Annotated in this window: 16 protein-coding genes and 1 pseudogene; 5 read left to right on the top strand and 12 right to left on the bottom strand. The window is 72.5% G+C overall.

Annotated features, from left to right (window positions below; translation table 11 throughout):
• Window positions 1-654: 654 nt before the first annotated feature.
• From ACIQU3_RS20300 to ACIQU3_RS20320, 5 genes are all read right to left on the bottom strand, one after another.
• Window positions 655-2,766: a xanthine dehydrogenase family protein molybdopterin-binding subunit gene (locus tag ACIQU3_RS20300; protein ID WP_403926864.1), complete on the bottom strand. Its 2,112-nt coding sequence runs from the start codon at window positions 2,764-2,766 to the stop codon at window positions 655-657.
• On the bottom strand, window positions 2,763-3,767 hold the full coding sequence (locus ACIQU3_RS20305; RefSeq protein ID WP_403926867.1) for an FAD binding domain-containing protein: 1,005 nt from the start codon (window positions 3,765-3,767) through the stop codon (window positions 2,763-2,765). The genes ACIQU3_RS20300 and ACIQU3_RS20305 overlap by 4 nt, the downstream gene beginning before the upstream one ends.
• Window positions 3,764-4,294 (bottom strand): (2Fe-2S)-binding protein, encoded by a 531-nt coding sequence (locus ACIQU3_RS20310; protein WP_403730775.1) that lies wholly within the window; start codon window positions 4,292-4,294, stop codon window positions 3,764-3,766. The genes ACIQU3_RS20305 and ACIQU3_RS20310 overlap by 4 nt, the downstream gene beginning before the upstream one ends.
• Window positions 4,295-4,379: 85 nt before the next feature.
• The gene (locus ACIQU3_RS20315; RefSeq protein WP_403926869.1) at window positions 4,380-5,525 is read right to left on the bottom strand and encodes a hypothetical protein; all 1,146 of its coding nucleotides are present in this window, start codon (window positions 5,523-5,525) and stop codon (window positions 4,380-4,382) included.
• Window positions 5,526-5,973: 448 nt separating this feature from the next.
• Window positions 5,974-6,468, bottom strand: a complete 495-nt coding sequence (locus tag ACIQU3_RS20320; protein ID WP_403926871.1) for a hypothetical protein — start codon at window positions 6,466-6,468, stop codon at window positions 5,974-5,976.
• Window positions 6,469-6,660: 192 nt separating this feature from the next.
• Here ACIQU3_RS20320 and ACIQU3_RS20325 point away from each other — a divergent pair, with 192 nt between their 5' ends.
• Window positions 6,661-7,095: an ATP-binding protein gene (locus ACIQU3_RS20325; RefSeq protein ID WP_403926874.1), complete on the top strand. Its 435-nt coding sequence runs from the start codon at window positions 6,661-6,663 to the stop codon at window positions 7,093-7,095.
• Window positions 7,096-7,140: 45 nt separating this feature from the next.
• Window positions 7,141-7,506: a hypothetical protein gene (locus ACIQU3_RS20330; RefSeq protein ID WP_403730788.1), complete on the top strand. Its 366-nt coding sequence runs from the start codon at window positions 7,141-7,143 to the stop codon at window positions 7,504-7,506.
• Window positions 7,507-7,581: 75 nt separating this feature from the next.
• On the opposite strand, the gene ppk2 is transcribed toward ACIQU3_RS20330, so the two are convergent.
• A complete protein-coding gene (gene ppk2, locus ACIQU3_RS20335) occupies window positions 7,582-8,538 on the bottom strand; it encodes a polyphosphate kinase 2 (RefSeq protein ID WP_403730791.1) in 957 nt (318 codons plus the stop codon).
• A 240-nt stretch (window positions 8,539-8,778) separates the two neighbouring features.
• On the opposite strand from ppk2, the pseudogene ACIQU3_RS20340 reads away from it, so the two are divergent.
• A pseudogene (locus tag ACIQU3_RS20340) lies at window positions 8,779-9,483 on the top strand (alpha-L-rhamnosidase N-terminal domain-containing protein); the annotation flags it as partial.
• A 235-nt stretch (window positions 9,484-9,718) separates the two neighbouring features.
• Here ACIQU3_RS20340 and ACIQU3_RS20345 read toward each other — a convergent pair.
• From ACIQU3_RS20345 to ACIQU3_RS20360, 4 genes are all read right to left on the bottom strand, one after another.
• Window positions 9,719-10,447 carry an SDR family NAD(P)-dependent oxidoreductase gene (locus ACIQU3_RS20345; protein ID WP_403926876.1) on the bottom strand — a complete coding sequence of 243 codons (729 nt, stop codon included), beginning with the start codon at window positions 10,445-10,447 and terminating at the stop codon, window positions 9,719-9,721.
• A gap of 124 nt (window positions 10,448-10,571) precedes the next feature.
• Entirely contained in the window at window positions 10,572-10,970 is a 399-nt protein-coding gene (locus ACIQU3_RS20350; protein WP_403730800.1) for a cupin domain-containing protein, read from the bottom strand.
• A gap of 133 nt (window positions 10,971-11,103) precedes the next feature.
• Window positions 11,104-12,048 (bottom strand): MIP/aquaporin family protein, encoded by a 945-nt coding sequence (locus ACIQU3_RS20355; protein WP_403730803.1) that lies wholly within the window; start codon window positions 12,046-12,048, stop codon window positions 11,104-11,106.
• A 116-nt stretch (window positions 12,049-12,164) separates the two neighbouring features.
• Window positions 12,165-12,953, bottom strand: coding sequence for a helix-turn-helix transcriptional regulator (locus ACIQU3_RS20360; RefSeq protein ID WP_403926878.1), 789 nt, complete (start codon window positions 12,951-12,953; stop codon window positions 12,165-12,167).
• Between the two features lie 119 nt (window positions 12,954-13,072).
• Here ACIQU3_RS20360 and folE point away from each other — a divergent pair, with 119 nt between their 5' ends.
• Complete coding sequence (gene folE / locus ACIQU3_RS20365) at window positions 13,073-13,702, top strand: GTP cyclohydrolase I FolE (RefSeq protein WP_403730809.1); 630 nt, start codon at window positions 13,073-13,075, stop codon at window positions 13,700-13,702.
• Window positions 13,703-13,801: 99 nt separating this feature from the next.
• Here folE and ACIQU3_RS20370 read toward each other — a convergent pair whose 3' ends face one another.
• Together ACIQU3_RS20370 and ACIQU3_RS20375 are read right to left on the bottom strand one after the other, a co-directional pair.
• Entirely contained in the window at window positions 13,802-14,401 is a 600-nt protein-coding gene (locus ACIQU3_RS20370) for a hypothetical protein (RefSeq protein ID WP_403730812.1), read from the bottom strand.
• Between the two features lie 124 nt (window positions 14,402-14,525).
• Window positions 14,526-18,179: a LamG-like jellyroll fold domain-containing protein gene (locus ACIQU3_RS20375; RefSeq protein ID WP_403926881.1), complete on the bottom strand. Its 3,654-nt coding sequence runs from the start codon at window positions 18,177-18,179 to the stop codon at window positions 14,526-14,528.
• 375 nt (window positions 18,180-18,554) lie between these two features.
• Between ACIQU3_RS20375 and ACIQU3_RS20380 the strand changes: the two genes are divergently transcribed.
• A complete protein-coding gene (locus ACIQU3_RS20380; RefSeq protein WP_403926883.1) occupies window positions 18,555-19,577 on the top strand; it encodes a LacI family DNA-binding transcriptional regulator in 1,023 nt (340 codons plus the stop codon).
• Window positions 19,578-19,601: the final 24 nt, after the last annotated feature.

Consider the following 19,601-nt stretch of genomic DNA (forward strand, 5'->3'; position numbering starts at 1 on the left):
ATGTCGGCGAGTCGGCGCATTTTCCCGTGCGCGCGGGCCGTCCCGGTGGCCCACCCGGGTGGCACGGAGGGACAGGGGCGCCCCGTGCCGGTCAGCGTGATGACGTTCGTCACAGGGAGGGGCGCTGGAGCGGCCGCGCTCCTCCCTCGGAGGCGGGCACGACCACCCGCTCCTCATTCCCCGGCTCGAACCCACCCCTCCTACCCGACGAGTCGTACGGTCCGCCCAGCCGTCCGCGAGACGACCGTCGCCACCGGTACGCACCAGGTGGAGCGGACGAGCGCGCAGCCCACAGGCCCGCAGGAGACGCACCGGGCGGGGCCTCCGGGCCCGTCGCCCATTCCCTCGGGGCCGACCTGGCGGCCGCCGCATCCGTCACCCTGGGCTCCCACCCGGCGGCAGCGGCGGGAACACAGCCGCCGGCCCTGGAACCGGAGCCGACCGACCTGACGGGCCGGACTGATCGGACGAACCGGACCGCCGACCGGCCCTTCGCCCCCACCCGGACCGGACCCGCACGCAGCCGGCTCCTCCTGCCGACGACTGGCTGGGATCCGGCGGGGACGCGGCCCGCGGCGCCCGTACCGGACGGGACGGATTCCGCGCAGCCGCCCGGTCTCCGGTAGCCGATCCGGGACCGGGAAGACCGCCGTCTCACACCGCCCGCTGAGTCCGGCGCTCCAGCAGCCCGGTCAGCACCCGGTCGGGCGTGAGCGGGAGTTCACGCAGGCGGACGCCCGTGGCGTGGTGCACCGCGTTGCCGATGGCCGCGGCCGTTCCGACGATGCCGATCTCCCCGATCCCCTTGCTGCCCATGGGGTTGAGCCGGGAGTCCTCCTCGTCGAGCCAGTGCGCCTCGATCCCGGCGACGTCGGCGTGCACCGGCACGTGGTACGACGCCAGGTCGGACTCGGTGAAGTCACCGAACGCGGCGTCCATGGTGCTGCCCTCGGTCAGCGCCATGCCCAGGCCCATCGTCATGCCGCCGACGAACTGGGAGCGCGCCGTACGGGCGTTGAGGATGCGGCCCGCCGCGTACACCCCGAGCAGCCGCCCGACCCGCACCTCGCCGGTGACCGTGTCCACGGCGACCTCGGCGAAGTGCGCCCCGAAGGCGTGCCGCGCGAAGTCACTCTCGGCGTCCGCGGTGCCCTTCGTTTCGGCGCGGGTGTGCAGACCCTCCTCCGGCAGCGCACCCGGGTGTTCCGCGAGGCGCCGGGCCAGCCGGTCACACGCGTCGTGCACCGCCCAGCCCCAGGAGGCGGTGCCGGACGAGCCGCCGGCCAGCGACGCCGACGGCAGTTCGGTGCTGCCCACCTCGATCCGGACCCGCTCCAGGGGCACCCCGAGGGCGTCGGCGGCGATCTGCGCGAGTACGGTCCGGGCGCCCGTGCCGATGTCGGTCGCGTTGATCCGCACCAGGAACGTCCCGTCGGGCCGTGCGCGAGCCGACGCCTTGGACGGGGCGACCATGACGGGGTAGGTCGCCGCCGCCACGCCCGTCCCCAGCAGCAGGGGCCCGTCCCGGCGGGTGCCCGGGCGGGGGTCCCGCCCGGCCCAGCCGAAGCGCCGGGCGCCTTCGTACAGACACTCGACCAGGTGCCTGCTGCTGAACGGCTTGCCGCTGTCGGGCTCGACGCCCGGCTCGTTGCGGACGCGCAACTCGATCGGATCCATGCCGAGTTCGGTGGCGAGCTCGTCCATGGCGGACTCCAGCGCGTGCATGCCGGGAGCCTCACCCGGGGCCCGCATCCAGGACGGCGACGGGACGTCCAGCGCCGCCACCCGGTGCACCGTACGGCTGTGCGGCGCGGCGTACATCACCCGCGCGGGCACCGCCGCCTGCTCCACGAACTCCTTGATGCGCGAGGTGTGCGTGGTGGCCTCGTGGACGAGCGACACCAGACGGCCGTCCGCGCCGGCCCCGAGCCGCAGCCTGTGCAGGGTCGGCGCGCGGTGTCCGACGACGGCGGCCAGATGGCGACGGGGCAGGGCCACCGTCACCGGGCGCCCGGTGTGACGCGCCGCCATGGCGGCGAGCACCACGTCGGGCCGGGGCGTGCCCTTGGACCCGAAGCCGCCGCCCACGTGCTCGGCGGTGACGACGATCCGCTCCCGCGGCAGGCCGAACAGCGCGGCGAGCGTGGCCCGTACGGCACCGGTGCCCTGGCTGGAGGTGTGCACGGTCAGCCGGCCGTCGTCCCACCGGGCGGTGCTGGTGTGCGGCTCCATCGGATGGTTGTGCAGCGGCGGCACCCGGTAGGCGACGTCCACCCGGACGGCCGACGACCCGAACGCCTCGTCGGGGTCGCCCTGTTCCCGCACGGCCGGGTGACCGCCGTTGGCCTCCTCGGGCACGTACACGCCGGGGTGGCCGGCCGTGAGGGCCACGTCGTGCTCTTCGGTGTCGTAGGTGACGCGGACGGCGGCCGCACCGGCGCGGGCCGCCTCCAGGCTCTCGGCCACGACCAGGGCCACGAACCAACCGCGGTGCGGGACCCGGGTGTTCTGCAGCACGGCGAGCGTGGGATCGTCCGGCTCCGCGAGACGCGGCGCGTTCTCGTGGCTGAGGACGGTGAGGACACCGGGCACCGCCAGGGCGTCCGCCGTGTCGACGCCGCTCACCCGGCCCCGGGCCACACTCGCCGGTACGGGCCAGGCCTGCGCCCGGCCGGGGTCGTGGAACTCGGCGGCGTAGCGGGCGGTGCCCCCGACCTTCTCGCGTCCCTCCCGGCGCTCCACCGGGGCGCCCACACTGCCGGTCATGAGGCCCTCCCGGTGAGCGCGGTGCCGCTGAGCCGCGTCAGCACGTCCACGGCGAGATTGCGGGCGAGCGGCACCTTGTAGGCGTTGTCCCGCAGCGGCTGCGCGGCGGCCAGCTCCCGCTCGGCGGCCTGCTCGAACGCCGCAACGGTCGGGGCCGCACCCAGCAGCGCCTCCTCCGCGAGCCGGGCCCGCCAAGGCCGGTGCGCCAGCGCCCCGAAGGCGATGCCGGCATGGCCGATCACACCGTCCTCCAGACGCAGCACGACCGCGACCGACGCGAGCGCGAAGGCGTAGGAGGCCCGGTCACGGGCCTTGCGGTACGCCGAGGGCACCCCGGCCGTGTCCGCCGGCAGCACCACACCGGTGATCAGCTCGCCCGGGCGGATCTCGGTGTCCTGCTCGGGCCGGTCGCCGGGCAGCCGGTGGAAGCCGGCCGCCGGAACGCTGCGGGCACCCCCGGGTCCGACCAGCTCGACCCGCGCGTCGAGAGCGGCGAGCGCCACCGCCATGTCCGACGGATGAGTGGCGATGCAGTGCGCGGATTGCCCGAGCACCGCGTGGTCACGGTGGACACCGTCCCGCGCACCGCAGCCGCTGCCCGGATCCCGTTTGTTGCACGGTTTCGACACGTCCTGGAAGTATGGGCAGCGGGTGCGCTGGAGCAGGTTCCCCCCGGTCGTCGCCGCGTTGCGCAGCTGCCCGGAGGCCCCCGCGAGCAGCGCCTGGGACAACGCCGGGTACCGGTCGCGGACCACGGGGTGGGCGGCGAGGTCGCTGTTGCGGACCATCGCCCCGACGCGCACGGCACCGTCGGGCAGTTCGTCGATCGTGTCCAGGGGCAGCCGGGTGACGTCGATGAGCGTGGCGGGCGTCTCGACGCCGAGCTTCATCAGGTCGACCAGGTTGGTGCCGCCGCCGAGATAGCGGGAGCCGGCGTGCGAGGCGAACGCGGAGGTCGCCTCCTCGACACTGCCGGCGCGGACGTAGGCGAACTCCTTCACGGCATCACGTCCTCGACGGCCTCGGCGATCCGCGGATACGCACCGCACCGGCACAGATTGCCGCTCAGCCGCTCCCGGATCTCCGCACGGTCCAGCTTCACCGGCTCGCCCGACGGCGCCGCAGGGTCGGTGACGTGCGACGGGTGACCGGCCGCCGCCTCGGCGAGGACACCGGCCGCGGAGCAGATCTGGCCCGGGGTGCAGTAGCCGCACTGGAAGGCGTCGCGTTCCAGGAAGGCGGTCTGGAGCGGATGCGGTTCCTCCCCGTCGCCGGAGAGACCTTCGACCGTGGTCACCTCGCAGCCGTCCAGCGCGACCGCGAACAGCAGACAGCTGTTGACCCGCCGCCCGTCCACCAGGACCGTGCAGGCGCCGCACTGGCCGTGGTCACAGCCCTTCTTGGCGCCCGTGAGCCCGAGATCCTCGCGCAGGAGGTCCAGCAGGACACGCCGGTGGTCGACGGTCAGCGTGTGGGGTTTGCCGTTGACGCGGAGCGTGGTCCGCGAGTGGTGCTGGTGGTTGCCCATGTCGTGGGGGACCTTCCGGGGCGGGCCGTGATGCCGTACGGACCGCGTATCCAGGAGGCGACGACTGACACCTGCGAGGCAGGTGTCACCCCTCGGACGTCGCGTGCTGAGCGGCGGTGCTCCTTTCGTCACCCTCCTCGTGGCTGCGCTCGGCACCGGCAGCGGTCACCGGGCGCTTGACCTTGAAGCGTTCGAACGTCCGTGTCAGCTGCTGGAGCGGGGACACCGCGGGCTGACCGGACGGCCGTGGGACCGCGGGAGCGCTCGCTGCGGACTCCTGGTAGGCGGCCAGGGCCTCGTGGGCGCTCTCGGCCGCCGCCCGGTACAGGTCACGGGACTTCGTCATGGCCTCCAGCGCCTCCGCGTACATGGCCACCAGGCCGCGCTGGCGGTCCAGTTCCTCCTGGAGCGTCAGCAGGTGCCAGTCGTCCCGCAGAGCGGTGAGCGCCTCGGCCGCGCCGTCGGGCAGAGGCCTGGGCAGCGCGGCGAACCGGGTCACCGCGTCGACGAGGTCGGCCGGCTCGGAGCCGTCGAGGAAGACCGCGCGGACCGAGAAGTCCTGGGCCTCGTAGCCCTCCGGCGCCGGGACGCCCGGCAGAACCACCGCGCCACCGCGCGGCACCTGGACGCCGGAGTCCCGCAGGGCCCAGTTCAGCCCGCGCAATTGCTGCGGCGCGGCGTGGTGTTCCACCACCCGGTGACGCAGGCCCGGCGGCAGCCACCGCGCCACCGGCGCACGCCCTCGGTCGTCGGTGGTCATGGCCTCGTGGACGACCACGTGGAGGTGCCATCCGCCGCGCACGGCGCTCTTCAGCAGGCGCCGGATCTCCCTGTCGTCCTGAGGCAGCGCGTTGATCTCCCCCAGGGCCAGCCGCGTGGCGGCGTCCTGGCACCAGGCGGTGTCCGGCTCCTCCGGCCAGAACAGGCCCGTGGGGGAGGGCCAGGCGTCGCTCCACGGCTGCTCGGCCTCCGCGACCAGTGTCCACTCCTGCCCGTGCCCGTCGTCCCCGGCGGGCCGCACGCTCAGCCGGGCCCTTACGGTCACGTCGGCACCGGCGCGCCAGCGGGCCTCGAAGACCCGCTCCGCCGAGGGGGCCCCCTCGTCGGGCAACTCCAGAAAGTCGTCGATCGCCTGGCTGTCCTTGCGCTGCTGCAGCGTGCGCCGGAGAACGTCTTCCGCGGGGCCCGGGGCGTGGCGGCCGCGCGCCAGCCACACCGTGTCGGGAGTCATGGGGCGGACGGTGAGGGAGGTCAGCATGGGTCCATCTGTGAACGGGGGTGGGGGCGCCTGCCAGTATCGTCGCCGCAGGCCGACGGGTGCTACCCGGGGTCGCACGGGGACGGCGGTGCCGGTGGCGTACGTGTCTACCACCGTTCACCTCCCGGCCGGGCCAGGACACGCCACGGCACCCGCCCGGGCACACCGGGCCCTGTGTCTGCGGCGGCCTGCCCGGTCACCCGCACGCCCCGCTCTCCGTCCGTCTCACCGTCGGTCATGGGCACCGCCTACCCACGCGGGGCTGCACCATGTGACACGAGCACGGCGGCGTGCGACGACCGGGCGGCGCGATGCGGCGCGATGCGGCACCGGGTGGTGCGCCGGGCCGCGAGTGGCGCCGGGTGCACGGGATGTGCACCGCGCACGCCGGGTGTGCGCGCCGCGCGCACATCGGGCGATCTCACGCGTGGCCCGCCCGCCCCGAGGTCCCCACAATGGTGCGCACGAGCAGGGCCCGCCCACCATCCGCATCGGGGCGGGTCCTGCTCGCCCCCGGGAGACGCGAGCGGCGCTCAGCGATCCACCTCACCGGCGGACCGCGGCTCCTCCGGGCCCGATCGCCGCCCAACCGGCGAGGGGTTTCAGCCGGTCCTCGTACACCGTGCCGGGCCCAGCCGTGCAGCGGGTCAGCAAGTGCTTCGTGGGCGGACACCGGCAGGTCCAGGGGCTGGTGGGTCAGTTCAAGGAAACCGGCCCCGGGGCGGTGGAGGCGTTTCACCCCGCCGTGGTGGATCCGCACGTCGTGAGCCGCCCAGCGAGTGCGGAACTCGTCGCTGACCGTGAAGAGTTCACCCACGAACTCGCGCAGACCCCGGCCGTGGGGGTACCGGCCCGCCTTTGCGCGCAGCAGCGCGTCGGTGATCCGGGCGCCGCTGTCCCAAGCCGCGTGTACCACTCGGTGCTCACACCGGCGGGAACTGCACCCTCCTCCCGGCGCAGCCCCGGGATCCGGCTCCGGCCGCCGGCGGGCAGCCCGACCTGCTCGGGGATGAGCCGGGCGCGCCTGTCCTCATGCCTGCCGGGCCCCGGACCGGGTACACGGTTCTCGCATGAGCCGGTGTGGACCGAGTAGAGGGGACCGGGTGCAGTGGCGGTAAAGGCGATGGGGTGGGCGCACTCGTTCCGAATGTCCGAAGGAGTGCGTGCGGGCAGGGAGTGGACGCGCGGGCGTCTCGACTCCCTGCCCTGGGCCGCTGCCGAGCCGGACACGGTGGACGCCGTCGTGCTGGCGGTGTCCGAGCTGATCACCAACGCGCACATCCACGCACACAGCGACGCACACCTGGTCCTGACGTGGGACGGCGACTGCCTCCACGTGAGCGTCCACGACGAGGACCCGACGCTGCCGCGCCAGCGTGACCCGGAGCCGGGTGAGGTCTCCGGCCGCGGTGTCGCGATCGTGCGCAGGCTTGCCGACGAGTGGGGTATGAGGTGCCAGCGGCACGGCAAGACCGTGACCGCGTGCTTCCGTCCGGCGGACCCCGAGGCCGCCGGTGACCGGCAGGGCGGCGGCGGCAGTTGAGCGCCGCTCACCGTCGCGCCCTCCCGCTTCCGAAGGAGAAGTGTTGTGTACCTGGCACGAGGATCGAGTGATGACGACCCTTATGTCTGGCTCTGGGTCCTGGGTGCTCTCGCGCTGTACGCGCTGATCAGCTACGGACTGACCTACCGTGCCCGCGCACGGCGCGGTTCCGCCCATCCTGCCCAGGACGCCCTGCACGACCTCAAGGACCGGGAGGACCCTCAGCCGCCCGAGAACCGCCTGGTCAGTCGCGTGATCATGCTGTGCGGTGCGGCGCTCACGGGGTGCGCCGCCTACCTCACCAGTGGCGCGGTGCGGGTTCTGTCGGTCGGGTTCACGGCCGTGGTGGCCGTGACCCTCTGGGCGTACTACGACCACCGCACGCAAACGATCGCCTCGGCGCGGCGGTGACCCGATCCGAGCTGCTCACCCTCCCGGGACCGGGGCCCCTCACCGCTCCTGGGAGGGGCCCCGGTCCCGGGGGCGTCAGCCCGACCCGGGGTGCTTGCCGGGTCCCTCGGCGCCGGGGAACAAAGGAGTGGGCGACAGTGTGGTGTCCTCCTCGCCCGGCTCCAGCAGGGTGTCGGCGGCTCCCACGATGAGAGGGTCGGGGGTGCCCACCGCCTCGCGGTCCTTGCTCGCGTAGTCGACACGCGACAGCAGACTGCGCATGGTCTCCAGCCGGGCGCGCCGCTTGTCGTTGCTCTTGACGACGGTCCAGGGCGCGTGTGCGGTGTCCGTGGCGCGGAACATGTCCACCTTCGCCTCCGTGTAGTCGTCCCAGAGGTCCAGCGACGCCAGGTCGGTGGGGGAGAGCTTCCACTGGCGCACCGGGTCGACCTGCCGGATCGCGAAGCGCGTGCGCTGCTCGGAGCGCGACACCGAGAACCAGAACTTCACCAGCAGGATCCCGTCGTCCACCAGCATCCGCTCGAAGGCCGGGCACTGGTCGAGGAACAGCTCGTACTCGTCCTTGGAGCAGTAGCCCATCACCCGTTCCACGCCGGCCCGGTTGTACCAGGAACGGTCGAGGAAGACGATCTCTCCGGCCGTCGGCAGGTGCGCGATGTACCGCTGGAAGTACCACTGACCCGCCTCGCGTTCGGTGGGCTTGTCCAGGGCGACCACGCGTGCGCCGCGCGGGTTGAGCCGTTCGGTGAGGCGCTGGATCGTGCCGCCCTTGCCTGCCGCGTCCCGCCCCTCGCACACGACGACCAGGCGGGCGCCGGTGTCCTTGACCCAACGCTGGAGCTTGAGCAGCTCTATCTGCAGGATGCGCTTGGTCCGCTCGTAATCCTTGCGGCTCACCTTGTGGTCGTACGGATAGTTCTCCCGCCAGGTCCGGATGGGGCGCCCGTCACCGTCCAGCACGATCGGCTGCTCCTGCCGGCTGGTGTCCACGGTCAGCCCGTCCAGCAGCTTGTCGGCGTCTTCGGCGCTCATCACTCGACTCCCCGTTCGGCTCGCGCAGTCGGCCCCGGGCGTACGGTGCCGGGCCCTTCGGAACCGGCTCCCCTAGCTGGCCGGACGAGCACACGGGTGCCCCGTCCGGCCCCTCCCATGTGGGAGCGCGACAGCCCGTCAGATCGGGCTCCGGAATGCCTTGACGTCGCCGAAGGGGCTCCCTGGGGTCTGGCACCACCGCTGGGCAGGGTGATCCACGCATTCCCCGCCCGTTTGTGAATCGTTTCAGGCGCGCAGGCGGCACCCCGCCCCGAGGAGGACGCAGCCGTGTACGCGCTGACCGTCGAACACCGCACCGACCCGCTCGGCGTGGACGCCCCACACCCCCGCTTCGGCTGGCGCATGCGGTCCGGCGGACGCGGACGCGGGCAGGGCTCGTACGAGATCCTCGTGGCGGAGTCCCCCGGCAGGCTGACCCCGGCCCGGGCGGACGTCTGGAACAGCGGCCGCGTCCACTCCGCCGATTCGGTGGGCGTCCGCTACCGGGGCGGACCCCTCGAGCCGTCGACCCGCTACTACTGGACCGTCAGCGTCCGGGACACCTCCGGACGCAGGATCGGCAGCGGCCCCCTCGCCTGGTTCGAGACCGGCCTGATGAGCACCGACGGCGTCACCGGCTGGGACGAAGCGCCGTGGATCGGCATGCGGGGCAAGGAGCCCCGCTCGCCGGGCGCGCCGATGCTGCGCACCGAGGTCCCGCTGGAGGGCCGGGTCCGTGAAGCCCGCCTGTACGTCACCGCGCTCGGGGTCTACGAGGCCCACGTCAACGGGCACCGCGTGACCGTCCCGCAGGACGGCGCAACCACGCTCGAACTGCTCCCTCCGGGCTGGACCAACTACGACGCGCGCGTCACCTACCTCGCCTACGACGTCACGCACCTCGTGGCCCGGGAGCCGTCCGTCACCCTGGCGGCCGTTACCGGCTGCCGTCCGGCTCGTACAGCCTGACGTCCCGCCTGCGCTGACCCGCACCCGGCAGTGCGGGTTCGACCGGAGCGGGCGTGGCGGGGGACAGGGGACGGGCCGCCGCATGCAGCGCCGTGCCGGTCTCCTCCGCAGGCACCCGCCCGAGCCCGCACAAGGAGGCCCGGGACCGCCGCACGCCGCGCCGTGGCGGTCTCCTCCGTCGGTGCCCGCACAAGGAAGCCCGGACCGCCGCTCACAGCGCCGTGCCGGTCTCCTCCGCCAAGGCCTGCACGAGACGGTCCTGGAACGCCTCGTCGTGGACGGCGCGGTGCGGCTGCGTCCGTTTGCCGTGGTACCAGTACCCGCCCGTGGACAGGGCCTGAGGGTCGTCGCTCGAAGCCAGCCACTCCTGCGTCCGGTGGCCGAGCTCCAGGTCGTCCGGCGCGTCGGGCCCGCCCATCCGCGTCGGAACCCAGCCGGGATCGACGGCGTTGCTCGCCACCCCGGGGCGCAGCCGGGCCACCGCGGCCGCCAGCGCCGTCACGAACAGCTTGCTGTCGGCGTACGACCCGGCGCTCGTGCCCCGCCAGTCGGTCCCCTCCAGCGCCGACGGGCGTCCGCCCAGATGCGAGCCGCTGCTCAGGTACACGAGCCGGCGCGGCCCGCGCAGCAGGGCCGTCAGCAGATAGGGCGCGACGATGTTGACCGGCATGACCGCGGGGCCGCTCCACACACCGGCGTTGTGGACCACGGCGTCGAGCGGCCGTGAGGCGTCCAGCTCGTCGGCGATCCGCCGCACGGCGTCCCGCTCGGCGAAGTCCCCCACCACGACGTCCGCCCCGCGGTCGGCCAAGTCGCCCAGAACCTCGGCCCGTTCGGGACGCCGTGCATGCACCACGACGTCGTGCCCGGCGGCCAGCAACGTCTCGGCCGTGGCCCTGCCCAGCCCTTCCGCGGACCCGGTCACCAGAATCCGGCTCACGATTCCTCCCTCGGATCTGTTTCCGCTGCGGAGGACGCGTGTTCCGCGGGAGTCCTGCGCTCAACCCTGCATGACCCATGAAATGCCGCCGGCCCGGCCGCGCCTCACGCGCCGGGTACGGCTGTCATGCCCGGGGCCTGCCCTGGATCTGCATACCGGGGCGGCGGCGGTGCACTGTCACGTACGACAGGCCGTCCGTGCCCGCGGTCACGCTGCGGACACTGCCGTGCGGCAGCCAGACGAGGCTGCCGGGCTCCACCGGGTGCGGTCCCGCAGCGGAGCCGAGGGTGCCGTCTCCGGAGACGACCAGCAGCAGGACGTCGAGGTCGGGTTCGGCGTGCGCGTCGATGGATCCCCGGGGCGGGACCCGGATGAGGTTGGCGTCCAGCTGCCGGCCGGGCTCGGCCAGTCGCCACAGGGCTCCGGTCGCTTCCGGGTCGGCAGCGGCGAGCGCCCCGGTGTTGCCGAGGATCCGCGCAGTGGGAGCGCCGGCCGCGCCGGGGAGCTCCTCCGGGTCAGTCATGGATCGTGCCACCATCCGATACGGGCCTTACCTGGGCCGGTTGACCTGCCCGGCCGGCGATCCGCACCTCTCCTGGGCGGACGCCCGGAGGAATCTAGCATCGGCCGGCGGCCCGGCCGATGCCAGATGCCGCTCACTCCTCGTCGGAGGTGGTGGGGCGGGTCCGGCCGGGCTCCGGCGCCTCGCCCTGCAGCGCGCGGGCGTGCAGCACGTCGCCGATGAACAGGTCGTACACCAGCACGCCGATCACACCGCCGATGAGCGGCCCGACGATCGGGATCCACCAGTAGTCGCTGAACGCCCCGGCCAGGCTGCCGGGAAAAGCCAGTCCGTCCCATCCCGCCATCCAGGTGAACAGGCGCGGGCCGAAGTCACGGGCCGGGTTGATCGCGTAGCCCGCGTTCGCCCCGTACGACATGCCGATGGCCGCCACGACGAAGCCGATCACCACCGGGCCGAGGTTCGCCTTCACGGCCGTGTTGCGCAGGTCGATGATCGCCACGACCAGCATGACCAGGAAGGCCGTGCCGACGATCTGGTCGATCAGCGGACCCCAGACGCCACCGCCGAAGTACGGCGCCGGGAACGTCGCGAAGATGGAGAACGAGGCGAGGGTCTTCCCGTCCGTCTTCGGCCCCTTGAAGGCGTCGTCGAAGGCGTTGATGGCGTCGTGATACACGGCGTAGACCAGGGCCGCCCCGGCGAGGGCGCCGAGCACCTGGGACGCCCAGTAGGGCAGGACCTTGACCCACGGGAACCTGCGGCGGACCGCGAAGGCCAGGGTGACGGCCGGGTTGATGTGTGCCCCGCTGACGCCTCCGGCCACGTAGATGCCGAGGATCACGGCCATGCACCAGCCCCACGTGATCAGGAGCCAGTCCCCGGCGCCGAGGAAGAAGATGGTGGGCCCCTCGGTGCGGCCCGAGCCGGGCAGCGCGGCCACCGTCATCGCCACCACGCCACAGCCGAAGGAGATGAGGACGAACGTCCCGAGGAACTCCGCCAGGCACTCGCCCGCCAGGCCTGCGCGACGTCTGAGCCTGGAGGGTTTCACCAGCGGCTTGATGTCGAGTGCCATGTGATATCTCCCTGGGTTCGCCGCGGTCGCGGGTGACACGCGGTAATCACGTGGTAACCCGTGACGTGCGCCGCGGCAACCGCAGGGCCATCGGGCGGCTCGCCCGATCCCCGTTCTCAGTGACCCGGGGGCGGTTGCGTCGCCTGCTCGCCGCCGTCGGAACCGAGCCGGACACAGCACTCCCCGGGTTCGGGCGCCGGCACCGCGCGCACGCCACCGACCTCCAGGCCGTCGAGGTAGCCGCTGAGGAACGCCTGGTTCATACCGCACACCAGCTCCGGCGCCTTCGCCGCCAGCGGATGGAACGGGCAGTTGCGCAGCCGGATCCGCGTCGGGGCCTCCCGGACGGGCTCGTAGCCGTACTGCTCCAGCAGGCCCTCGCAGGTGGTCAGCCCGCGCTCGGGGCCCAGCCGGCCCGGACGGGTCTCGTGCCGAACGGCCTCGCCCATTTCCCGACCTCGCTGCCGGGCGGCCCGCATCGCGGCCTGCGCGGCGGTCTCGTCGGCCCGGTCGCTGAGCACGGCGTCCAGGAGCAGGTCGGCCAGCAGCTCGTGCCGCCGGTCGGGGATGTTCACGGTGATCTGGGCGCCGGTGGGCTCGTACACCTTGGGCTGCCTGCCGACCTTGCGGGTCCCCTCCGGTGAAGCGTAGTGGGCGCGCAGCAGACCGGTGTCGACCAGTTTGTCGAGGTGGAAGGCGGCGAGCTTGCGGGAGATGCCGACACTGGCGGCGGCCTCGTCGCGGGTGACGGGGCGCCGGGCCCGCCGGATGAAGGCGAACATGCGCCGTCGTGAGTCCTCGCTCAGGGCGCTGACGGAGTCGATGGCGTCGGCGGGATCGATGGCGCCGGCGGGGTCGATGGTGCCGGCGGCCGGATCGGCCTGCGGGGGCGGGTCGGAAGCCACGAGTCCACGGTAACTCCCACGCACGTGGGAGCAAGAGCGATCCGGCCTCTGTGGGGTGCACGCCTTGACTCCGGCACGGAATAAAGGAAAAACTTGTTGGTGAAACCTGGGAGGTCGCCATGGTCCCGCTCTCACCGCACGGCGAAGCGACGGCACTCGAACGGCCCGTCCTGCGGGTGGTGCACGAACCCGACGGGATCGATCTGGCCGCCGCCGAGGCCGCGGCGGGCCGGTTCCTGGAGGCCCTCGGCATCTCCACGGCCTCGGAGAGCCTGCGCGGCACCCCCGGCCGGATGGCCCGCGCGTACGCCGAACTCTTCAGCCCCCGCCCCTTCGACCTCACCACGTTCCCCAACGACGAGGGCTACGACGAACTCGTCCTGGCCCGGCGCATTCCGGTCCGCACCGTCTGCGAGCACCACCTCCTGCCGGTGGTCGGCACCGCACACGTCGGCTACCTGCCCGGCGCCCGCATCCTGGGCCTGTCCAAGCTGGCGCGCGTCGTCGAGCACTTCGCCTGCCGCCCCCAGGTGCAGGAGCGCCTGACCAAGCAGGTCGCCGACTGGCTCCAGGCCCACCTGGAGCCCAAAGGCGTCGGTGTGGTCATCGAGGCCGAGCACGCATGCATGACACTGCGTGGTGTGCAGGCCACCGGCTCCGCCACTCTGACCTCCACCCTCCTGGGACTCCTGCGCTCCGACGCCCGCTCCCGCAGCGAATTCCTCGCCCTGACGGGGGTGACGGGGTGAGGGGGCGCCGCCCGGCTGCGGGCCGCGACCGGGGCCTCGACAGGGCCGGGGACCGCGGCGTCACGCGCCGGCACCACGCGGCCGTCCCGGGGCGTGCGGTCAGCAGCGCAGGCCGACGATGCCCCAACCGCGGCGCTCCGCTTCCGTGACCACCTCTCCCCAGTCGGTGAGGAGGCCGGCAAACGATTCGAAGGTCGTGATCCAGCCGCCGGAATCCGCGGCGTGCCGGGTGAACGGCTCGCGCAGAGCCTTCAGGTGGGGTGCCGCCTCCTTCCACCACCCGGAGACCGGCTGTACATGATCGGGCGGGCACCACAGCAGCAGATCGGCCTCCCAGGTGCACGGCTGCTCGGGGAGCCCGGAACCGGTCCCGGTGGTGTCTTCCAGACCGTGCCAGAACAGCGTGTCGTTGAACCGGTCCAGCAAGTCGCGCACCGTGGGCTCGACGAAGTCGCGCATGTGGTCCCAGCGGTGACCGGCCCAGAAGTGCGGCTTGTACGAGCCGAGCGAGTTTTGAAAGGCGTACCTGCCGTACCAGGCATCACCCGGCCGAGCAGGCCACGACCAGCCGTGCTCGAAGAGGTCGTCGCTGTACGCCTCCCCGAAGGCGGCATCGATCAGCAACTTTTCCCGGTCGCCGGGGGCGACCGCCTCCACATGCGGCCAGTCCACGATCAGGACCTCGATCCCCACACCCATCGCGCCAGCGTAGGGCAGGAACAGCGACGCCGATGACCTGCCGCGACCAGGGACGGCCAGATGAGGACGGCGCCGCGCCCGGCACCGTCCAGGGGGACGGTCCCGGGCGCCGCGCGTCAGCGGGTCATCGCACCTCGCGCGCGTAGGGCGCGACGGTGATCCGGTCGATCAGCGGCGCGTAGCGCGAGCGGAGCAGGAGGCCGGGGAACGTGTCCGAGGCGTAGGTGCTGCCGTCGAAGTTGGGCAGTTCCTCGGAGCGGAACCCGATCGTGTTTCTTCCCTTCTTCAGCTGGACCGGGACGGTCAGCTCCCAGAAGTTGTTCCGGTGGAAGCTGTGCGGGAAGCCGACGCGACGCGCCGTGCCGCCGTTGACGCTGATGTCGGCGTGGCGGGCGAGCGGGTCGGGGTTGTAGTGCGTGGCCTCGGACTGTTCGGGGTTGGAGTAGCGGATGCGCAGCGCGTACAGGCCGGCCCGCTCGGCCGTCACGGTGAACGTCGCGGTGTTGTCGTTGCCGGGGGACCCGCCGATGCCCGTGATCGCCGTGCCGTCGGTGGCGAGGGACAGCGGGGCGAGCGCGGCCGAACCGGCGAGCGTCGCGTCCCCGGCTTCGTAGGTGCGCGTCGGCAGGGCGCCCTCGGTCGGTGCGACCGTGAGGCGGTCCACGAGGGTCGTGTTCGATCCGCCGGTCACCGTCACCTTGTTGACGCCGCCGGAGAGGGAGACCGCCGCACGGCTCCGGTCCTTGGCCAGGCGCAGCACGTCATGACCGTTGACGGAGAGCCGGGCGCCGCCGCCGCCGAGGGTGTCGACCTGGAGGGTGGCCTCGCGGTCGGCCGGTGAGTAGACCCAGAACGTCGCGCTCTGGCCCTTCGCGAGCCGGACCGCGCCCGAACCGGTGGCCGCCGGCTTCGGAAGGTCGTACACCGGGCGTGCCCCGCCGGCCGGCCATGCCAGTTCCCCCTCGTAGACCTGGGTGTCCGCCGAGGCGCGGGGGAGGGAGAGGGTGAGGCGGTCGACGATGGCGTCGCCCTGGGTGGCGCGCTTGCCGTCGGCGCTCTTCGCGGCGAGCGTCAGGGTGTGCTTGCCCTTGGTGAGCTCGACCTTGGTGTCGGTGTGGTCCCACACGACCCACTTGTAGCCGAGCGGCAGGTGCAGTTCCTGCTCGCCGGCCGCCTTGCCGTCCACGCGCAGGAAGACGTTGGTGGGGCCCTGCTCCTTCACTTTGTCGAAAGTGTTGAGGGAGTTGGCGAAGACACTCAGGTCGTAGGTGCCGTCCTCGGGCACGTCCACGGTGAAGTCGAGCGTGACGTCGGAGCCGGTGCGCAGACCGCCGACGTCGTGGCCGCCGGAGGTGTAGAACTTCGAGACATCACGCGGTGAACCCTCCGGGCCGTTCTTCGACCAGCCGGAGCCGGTGTGCGCGGCGTCCTCCGCCTCGTACGAGGACTGCCAGCGCACGGGCGGTGCCTGTGTGCCCCTCGCTTCCCCGGCCGGGCTGAGGACGACCTCGTACGCCGAGGACTCCTTCAGTTTCGGAAGGACGCCGTCGCCGAAGTCGAGCGCCACCGTGCCGTCGTCACCGACCGTCAGGTTCGTCTCGGCGAGGAGCTTCGGCCCGGGCGAGTCGCCGACCTGCCCGCTCCACTCGATCTCCCGCACCCAGGCGTGCACCCGCTTGCCGAAGACCTTCTCCGGGACGCCCTCGAAGGTGATGTGGCCCTTGCCGGAGGACCCGCCGAAGACCAGCCGGGACTGCTTCCTCTTCTCGTCGAGGGTGGCGACGCCCTGCATGCGATAGTTCTCGCCGGGGAAGGGCGGGGTGACCGTCACGGTGTGGCCGCTCATCGAGGCGTACGAGTTCAGCAGCCACCACTGCCCGTTGCCGCGGCCCGACTGCACCGCGGAGTCCGACAGGTTGCCGTCGATGTTCCAGTACGCGATGTCGGCGTCGACCTTGGACTCCTCGATCGCGGACACCCACTGGATCATCTGGCCCGGCACCGAGGTGTGGTAGTTGAACGCGTACTCGTTGATGTTGACGGGGAGCCGGGTGCCTTCCCGGTCGGTGCCCTTGAACAGGGCCTTCTCCCACGTGCGGTACTTCGCGACGCTCTGGCGCACCGCCTCCGGGTGGCTGAGCTCGTGCCAGGTGATGACGTCCGGGAGGGTGCCGGCGGCCAGGGCGTGACTGAGGAATCCCTTCACCTGGTCGTAGAGGACGCTGGTGTTGGGCCCCGCGATGCGGGCGTCGGGCATCCTGCCCTTGATCAGCTTGTACGTGTCGTCCCAGGCGGCGAAGTACGCGTCGGGGTCGCTCAGCCAGCTGACCTTGTCGTAGCTCCACTCACCGGTGCCGAACATGTTGCCCTCGGGCTCGTTGAACGGCACGAAGACGATGTTGTCCTGGTACTGCTTCGGCAGCTTCAGGACCTGGTCGACCTGCTGGGCGATCTTCTCCTTGTAGAGCTTCAGCTTCTCCGCGGGGGTGTCACCGGGCCACTGGTACGGAAAGCCCCGGTGGATGTCGGTCATGTAGATGTACACATCACCGTCGGTGGAGTCGGCCAGTGGCTTCACCACCTCCAGGGCGTCCGCTCCGGGGTGCTGCGGACCGTCCTGCGCCTTGGTGGAGACCGTGCGCAGCCCCATGCCCTCGATGAGGTTGTTGGTCGGGACGTCCGGCCCGTACACGCCGTAGAGGGTGCCGGAGGCGCCACCGTGGAACGCGCCGGTGTCCGAGCCGAGGTCGACGGTGAGCTCCCCCTCGCGGACCACGGTGACGGTGGCCTTCACGGCCCGTCCGGCCGCGGTGCCGGCGACGGTGAAGGTGCCCGGTGAGGCGTACTTCTCGGAGGACACGGCGTCCCAGGTGACGGGCGTGTCCCGGTCGTAGCTGTCGGAGAAGGAGGCCCGGACGGCGGCGGGCAGGTCCGGGGCGGTCCCGGTGGTGGTACGGACCTCGAAGGACGTCCGTGAGAGTTCCCGGAGGGTCGGCACGGCACCGACGGTACCGGCCACCTGCTCGGGGCTCAGCGCCGCGTGCCACACGGTGAAGTCGTCGATCGCGCCGTGGAGCAGCGGGTCGGGATAGAGGGACTTGCCGATGTACCCGGCGGCGGTGGCCGAAGCGTCCAGCAGGTCCCCGGCCTTGATGGTGGTCGCCGCGGAGGAGACCGCCACGCCGTCCAGGTAGGTGGTGAGCCGGCCGGCGCCCGTGTCGAGGGTGACGGTGACCGTCCGCCACTCGTTCGCCGGCAGGCTCGCGTAGCCGCGGACCTGGTTCTCCGCACCCCCGCCGCCGGTCGTCACGGAGGTCTGGAAGAGCCCGTCGCCGTTGGAGGGAGTGCTGAAGAGGTACTTGGTGGTGTTCGTGCCCAGGTCGAAGATCCGCTGCCAGGGAGCGGTGTCGCCGCTCCACTTCACGCGGGCGGAGACGGTCAGGTCGGTCGTGCCCGCGAGCACCTGGCGGGGCAGCCGGACGTACGCACCGTCGGAGGCGGGCGCACCACCGGGCAGGGACAGTGCCCTGCCTCCGGACGTGCCGTCGACCGATCGGGCGGTGGAGCCGTTCACCAGGGTCGCCGTCAGGCCGTTGCCCGAGCTGTCCGTGATCTTCCCGGAGGGAAGGTCGTCCTGGTCGAAGGAGTAGCGGGCGGCGGGCTTCGGGGGCTCGGCGGCCTGGGCGGGAGTGGCCGGCGAGGCCAGCAGGCCCGCCCCGAGGGTCAGCACCACGGCTGCCGGGGCCCGGCGCCGCGAGAATCTGTCAGGGGATGGCATGGATGGCGTCCTCAGTCGTCGTGTCGTCGTGTCGTGGTGTCGTCCTGCCGTCGCTCCGTCGAGCGACAGTTGGCCCACGGGTTCGTCGAACCGGTTCGACCTGTGGCGTGTGCAGGGGGCGGACGTATGAGCCGGACGGCGGGTGCGGGAGGGCGCGGTTGGGGACGTGGGGTCCGTCCCTCCGCGACCGGAGGGGGCAAGCGTCGAACCGGTTCGCGAAGCTAGCACCGGCGCCCCGGGCCGACAATCCCTGCGGCACGAAGATCTGGGGCACTCCACCGGCGGACCAGCGAAGTGCGTTCGAGGTGTTGACAGGAGTCGGGGCAGTTCCTACGTTCCTGCCATGCGAACCGGTTCGACGAGCCAGGAGTTGCCGTGAACATCGGTGAGATCGCCCGACGTGCCGGTGTCTCCCGCAGCACCGTGTCCTACGCACTCAGCGGCAAGCGCCCGGTCTCGGAGGACACCCGCCGGAAGATCCAGCAGGTGGTCGACGAGCTGGGCTACCGGCCCAGCGCCAGTGCCCGGGCCCTGGCCAACGGGCGCACCAGCACGATCGGCCTCGTCTTCCCGCCGGCCGGGAACCACTACACCGGGATGCAACTGGACTTCATCGGCAGTGTCGTGGAGGCCGCAGCGGCCTACGACTACGACGTGCTGCTGTCGCCGAGCGGTGTGGACAGCGACCGGTCCTTCCAGCGGCTGCTGGGGGAGCGGCGGGTCGACGGTGCCATCCTGATGGAGATCCGGCTGGAGGACGACCGGGCCGACCACCTGGCCGCCCTGGACTTCCCGGCCGTCGCCATCGGCCGCACCGCCCATCCGGAGAACCTCTGGTGGGTGGGGCTGGACCACACCGCGCTGGCGGCGGCGTGCGTCCACCACCTCGCCGACCTGGGACACCGCCGGGTGGCCTTCGTCAACCGGCCCGAACAACTCCTGCGGGCCGGGTACGAATCCGCGCACCGCGGCCTGGACGGCTTCACCAAAGCCGCGGCCGAGCGCGGGCTGACCGTCCGGACGTACTGCTGCGGGGACGACGCGGCCGCCGGCCAGACGTGCCTGGAGCGGATCCTGCACGACGACCCGCAGACCACCGCCCTGGTCACCCTGAACGAGGCCGCGCTGGGCGGCCTGTACCGAGGGCTGGCCCGCGCCGGTCGCCATGTGCCTTGTGACTTCTCCGTCACCGGAGTGGTGGCGAGCCGGTGGGCGGAGACGGTGACCCCGCAGCTCACCGCCGCCGACGTGCCGGCGGAGGAACTGGGCCGGCGCGCCGTCGAACTTCTGGTGGAGCGGCTCGACCAGCCCGGCGCCCCCGCCAGGCACCACCTGCTCACACCCCCTATCTCGCTGCGGGCCAGCACCGGCCCCGCCTCCGGCTCCCCACAGCCCTGATCCGGCCCCCACCCCGCCTCTCCC

This window comes from Streptomyces sp. NPDC101110, assembly GCF_044759525.1.
Classification (GTDB): domain Bacteria; phylum Actinomycetota; class Actinomycetes; order Streptomycetales; family Streptomycetaceae; genus Streptomyces.

What these genes read in the sequence shown, in the direction of transcription:
- ACIQU3_RS20355 (WP_403730803.1), bottom strand. Translation starts at nt 12,048, where the DNA reads ATGGCACTCGACATCAAGCCGCTGGTGAAACCCTCCAGGCTCAGACGT.
- ACIQU3_RS20350 (WP_403730800.1), bottom strand. Translation starts at nt 10,970, where the DNA reads ATGACTGACCCGGAGGAGCTCCCCGGCGCGGCCGGCGCTCCCACTGCG.
- ACIQU3_RS20310 (WP_403730775.1), bottom strand. Translation starts at nt 4,294, where the DNA reads ATGGGCAACCACCAGCACCACTCGCGGACCACGCTCCGCGTCAACGGC.
- folE (WP_403730809.1), top strand. Translation starts at nt 13,073, where the DNA reads ATGGTCCCGCTCTCACCGCACGGCGAAGCGACGGCACTCGAACGGCCC.
- ACIQU3_RS20315 (WP_403926869.1), bottom strand. Translation starts at nt 5,525, where the DNA reads ATGACTCCCGACACGGTGTGGCTGGCGCGCGGCCGCCACGCCCCGGGC.
- ACIQU3_RS20370 (WP_403730812.1), bottom strand. Translation starts at nt 14,401, where the DNA reads ATGGGTGTGGGGATCGAGGTCCTGATCGTGGACTGGCCGCATGTGGAG.
- ACIQU3_RS20300 (WP_403926864.1), bottom strand. Translation starts at nt 2,766, where the DNA reads ATGACCGGCAGTGTGGGCGCCCCGGTGGAGCGCCGGGAGGGACGCGAG.
- ppk2 (WP_403730791.1), bottom strand. Translation starts at nt 8,538, where the DNA reads ATGAGCGCCGAAGACGCCGACAAGCTGCTGGACGGGCTGACCGTGGAC.
- ACIQU3_RS20375 (WP_403926881.1), bottom strand. Translation starts at nt 18,179, where the DNA reads ATGCCATCCCCTGACAGATTCTCGCGGCGCCGGGCCCCGGCAGCCGTG.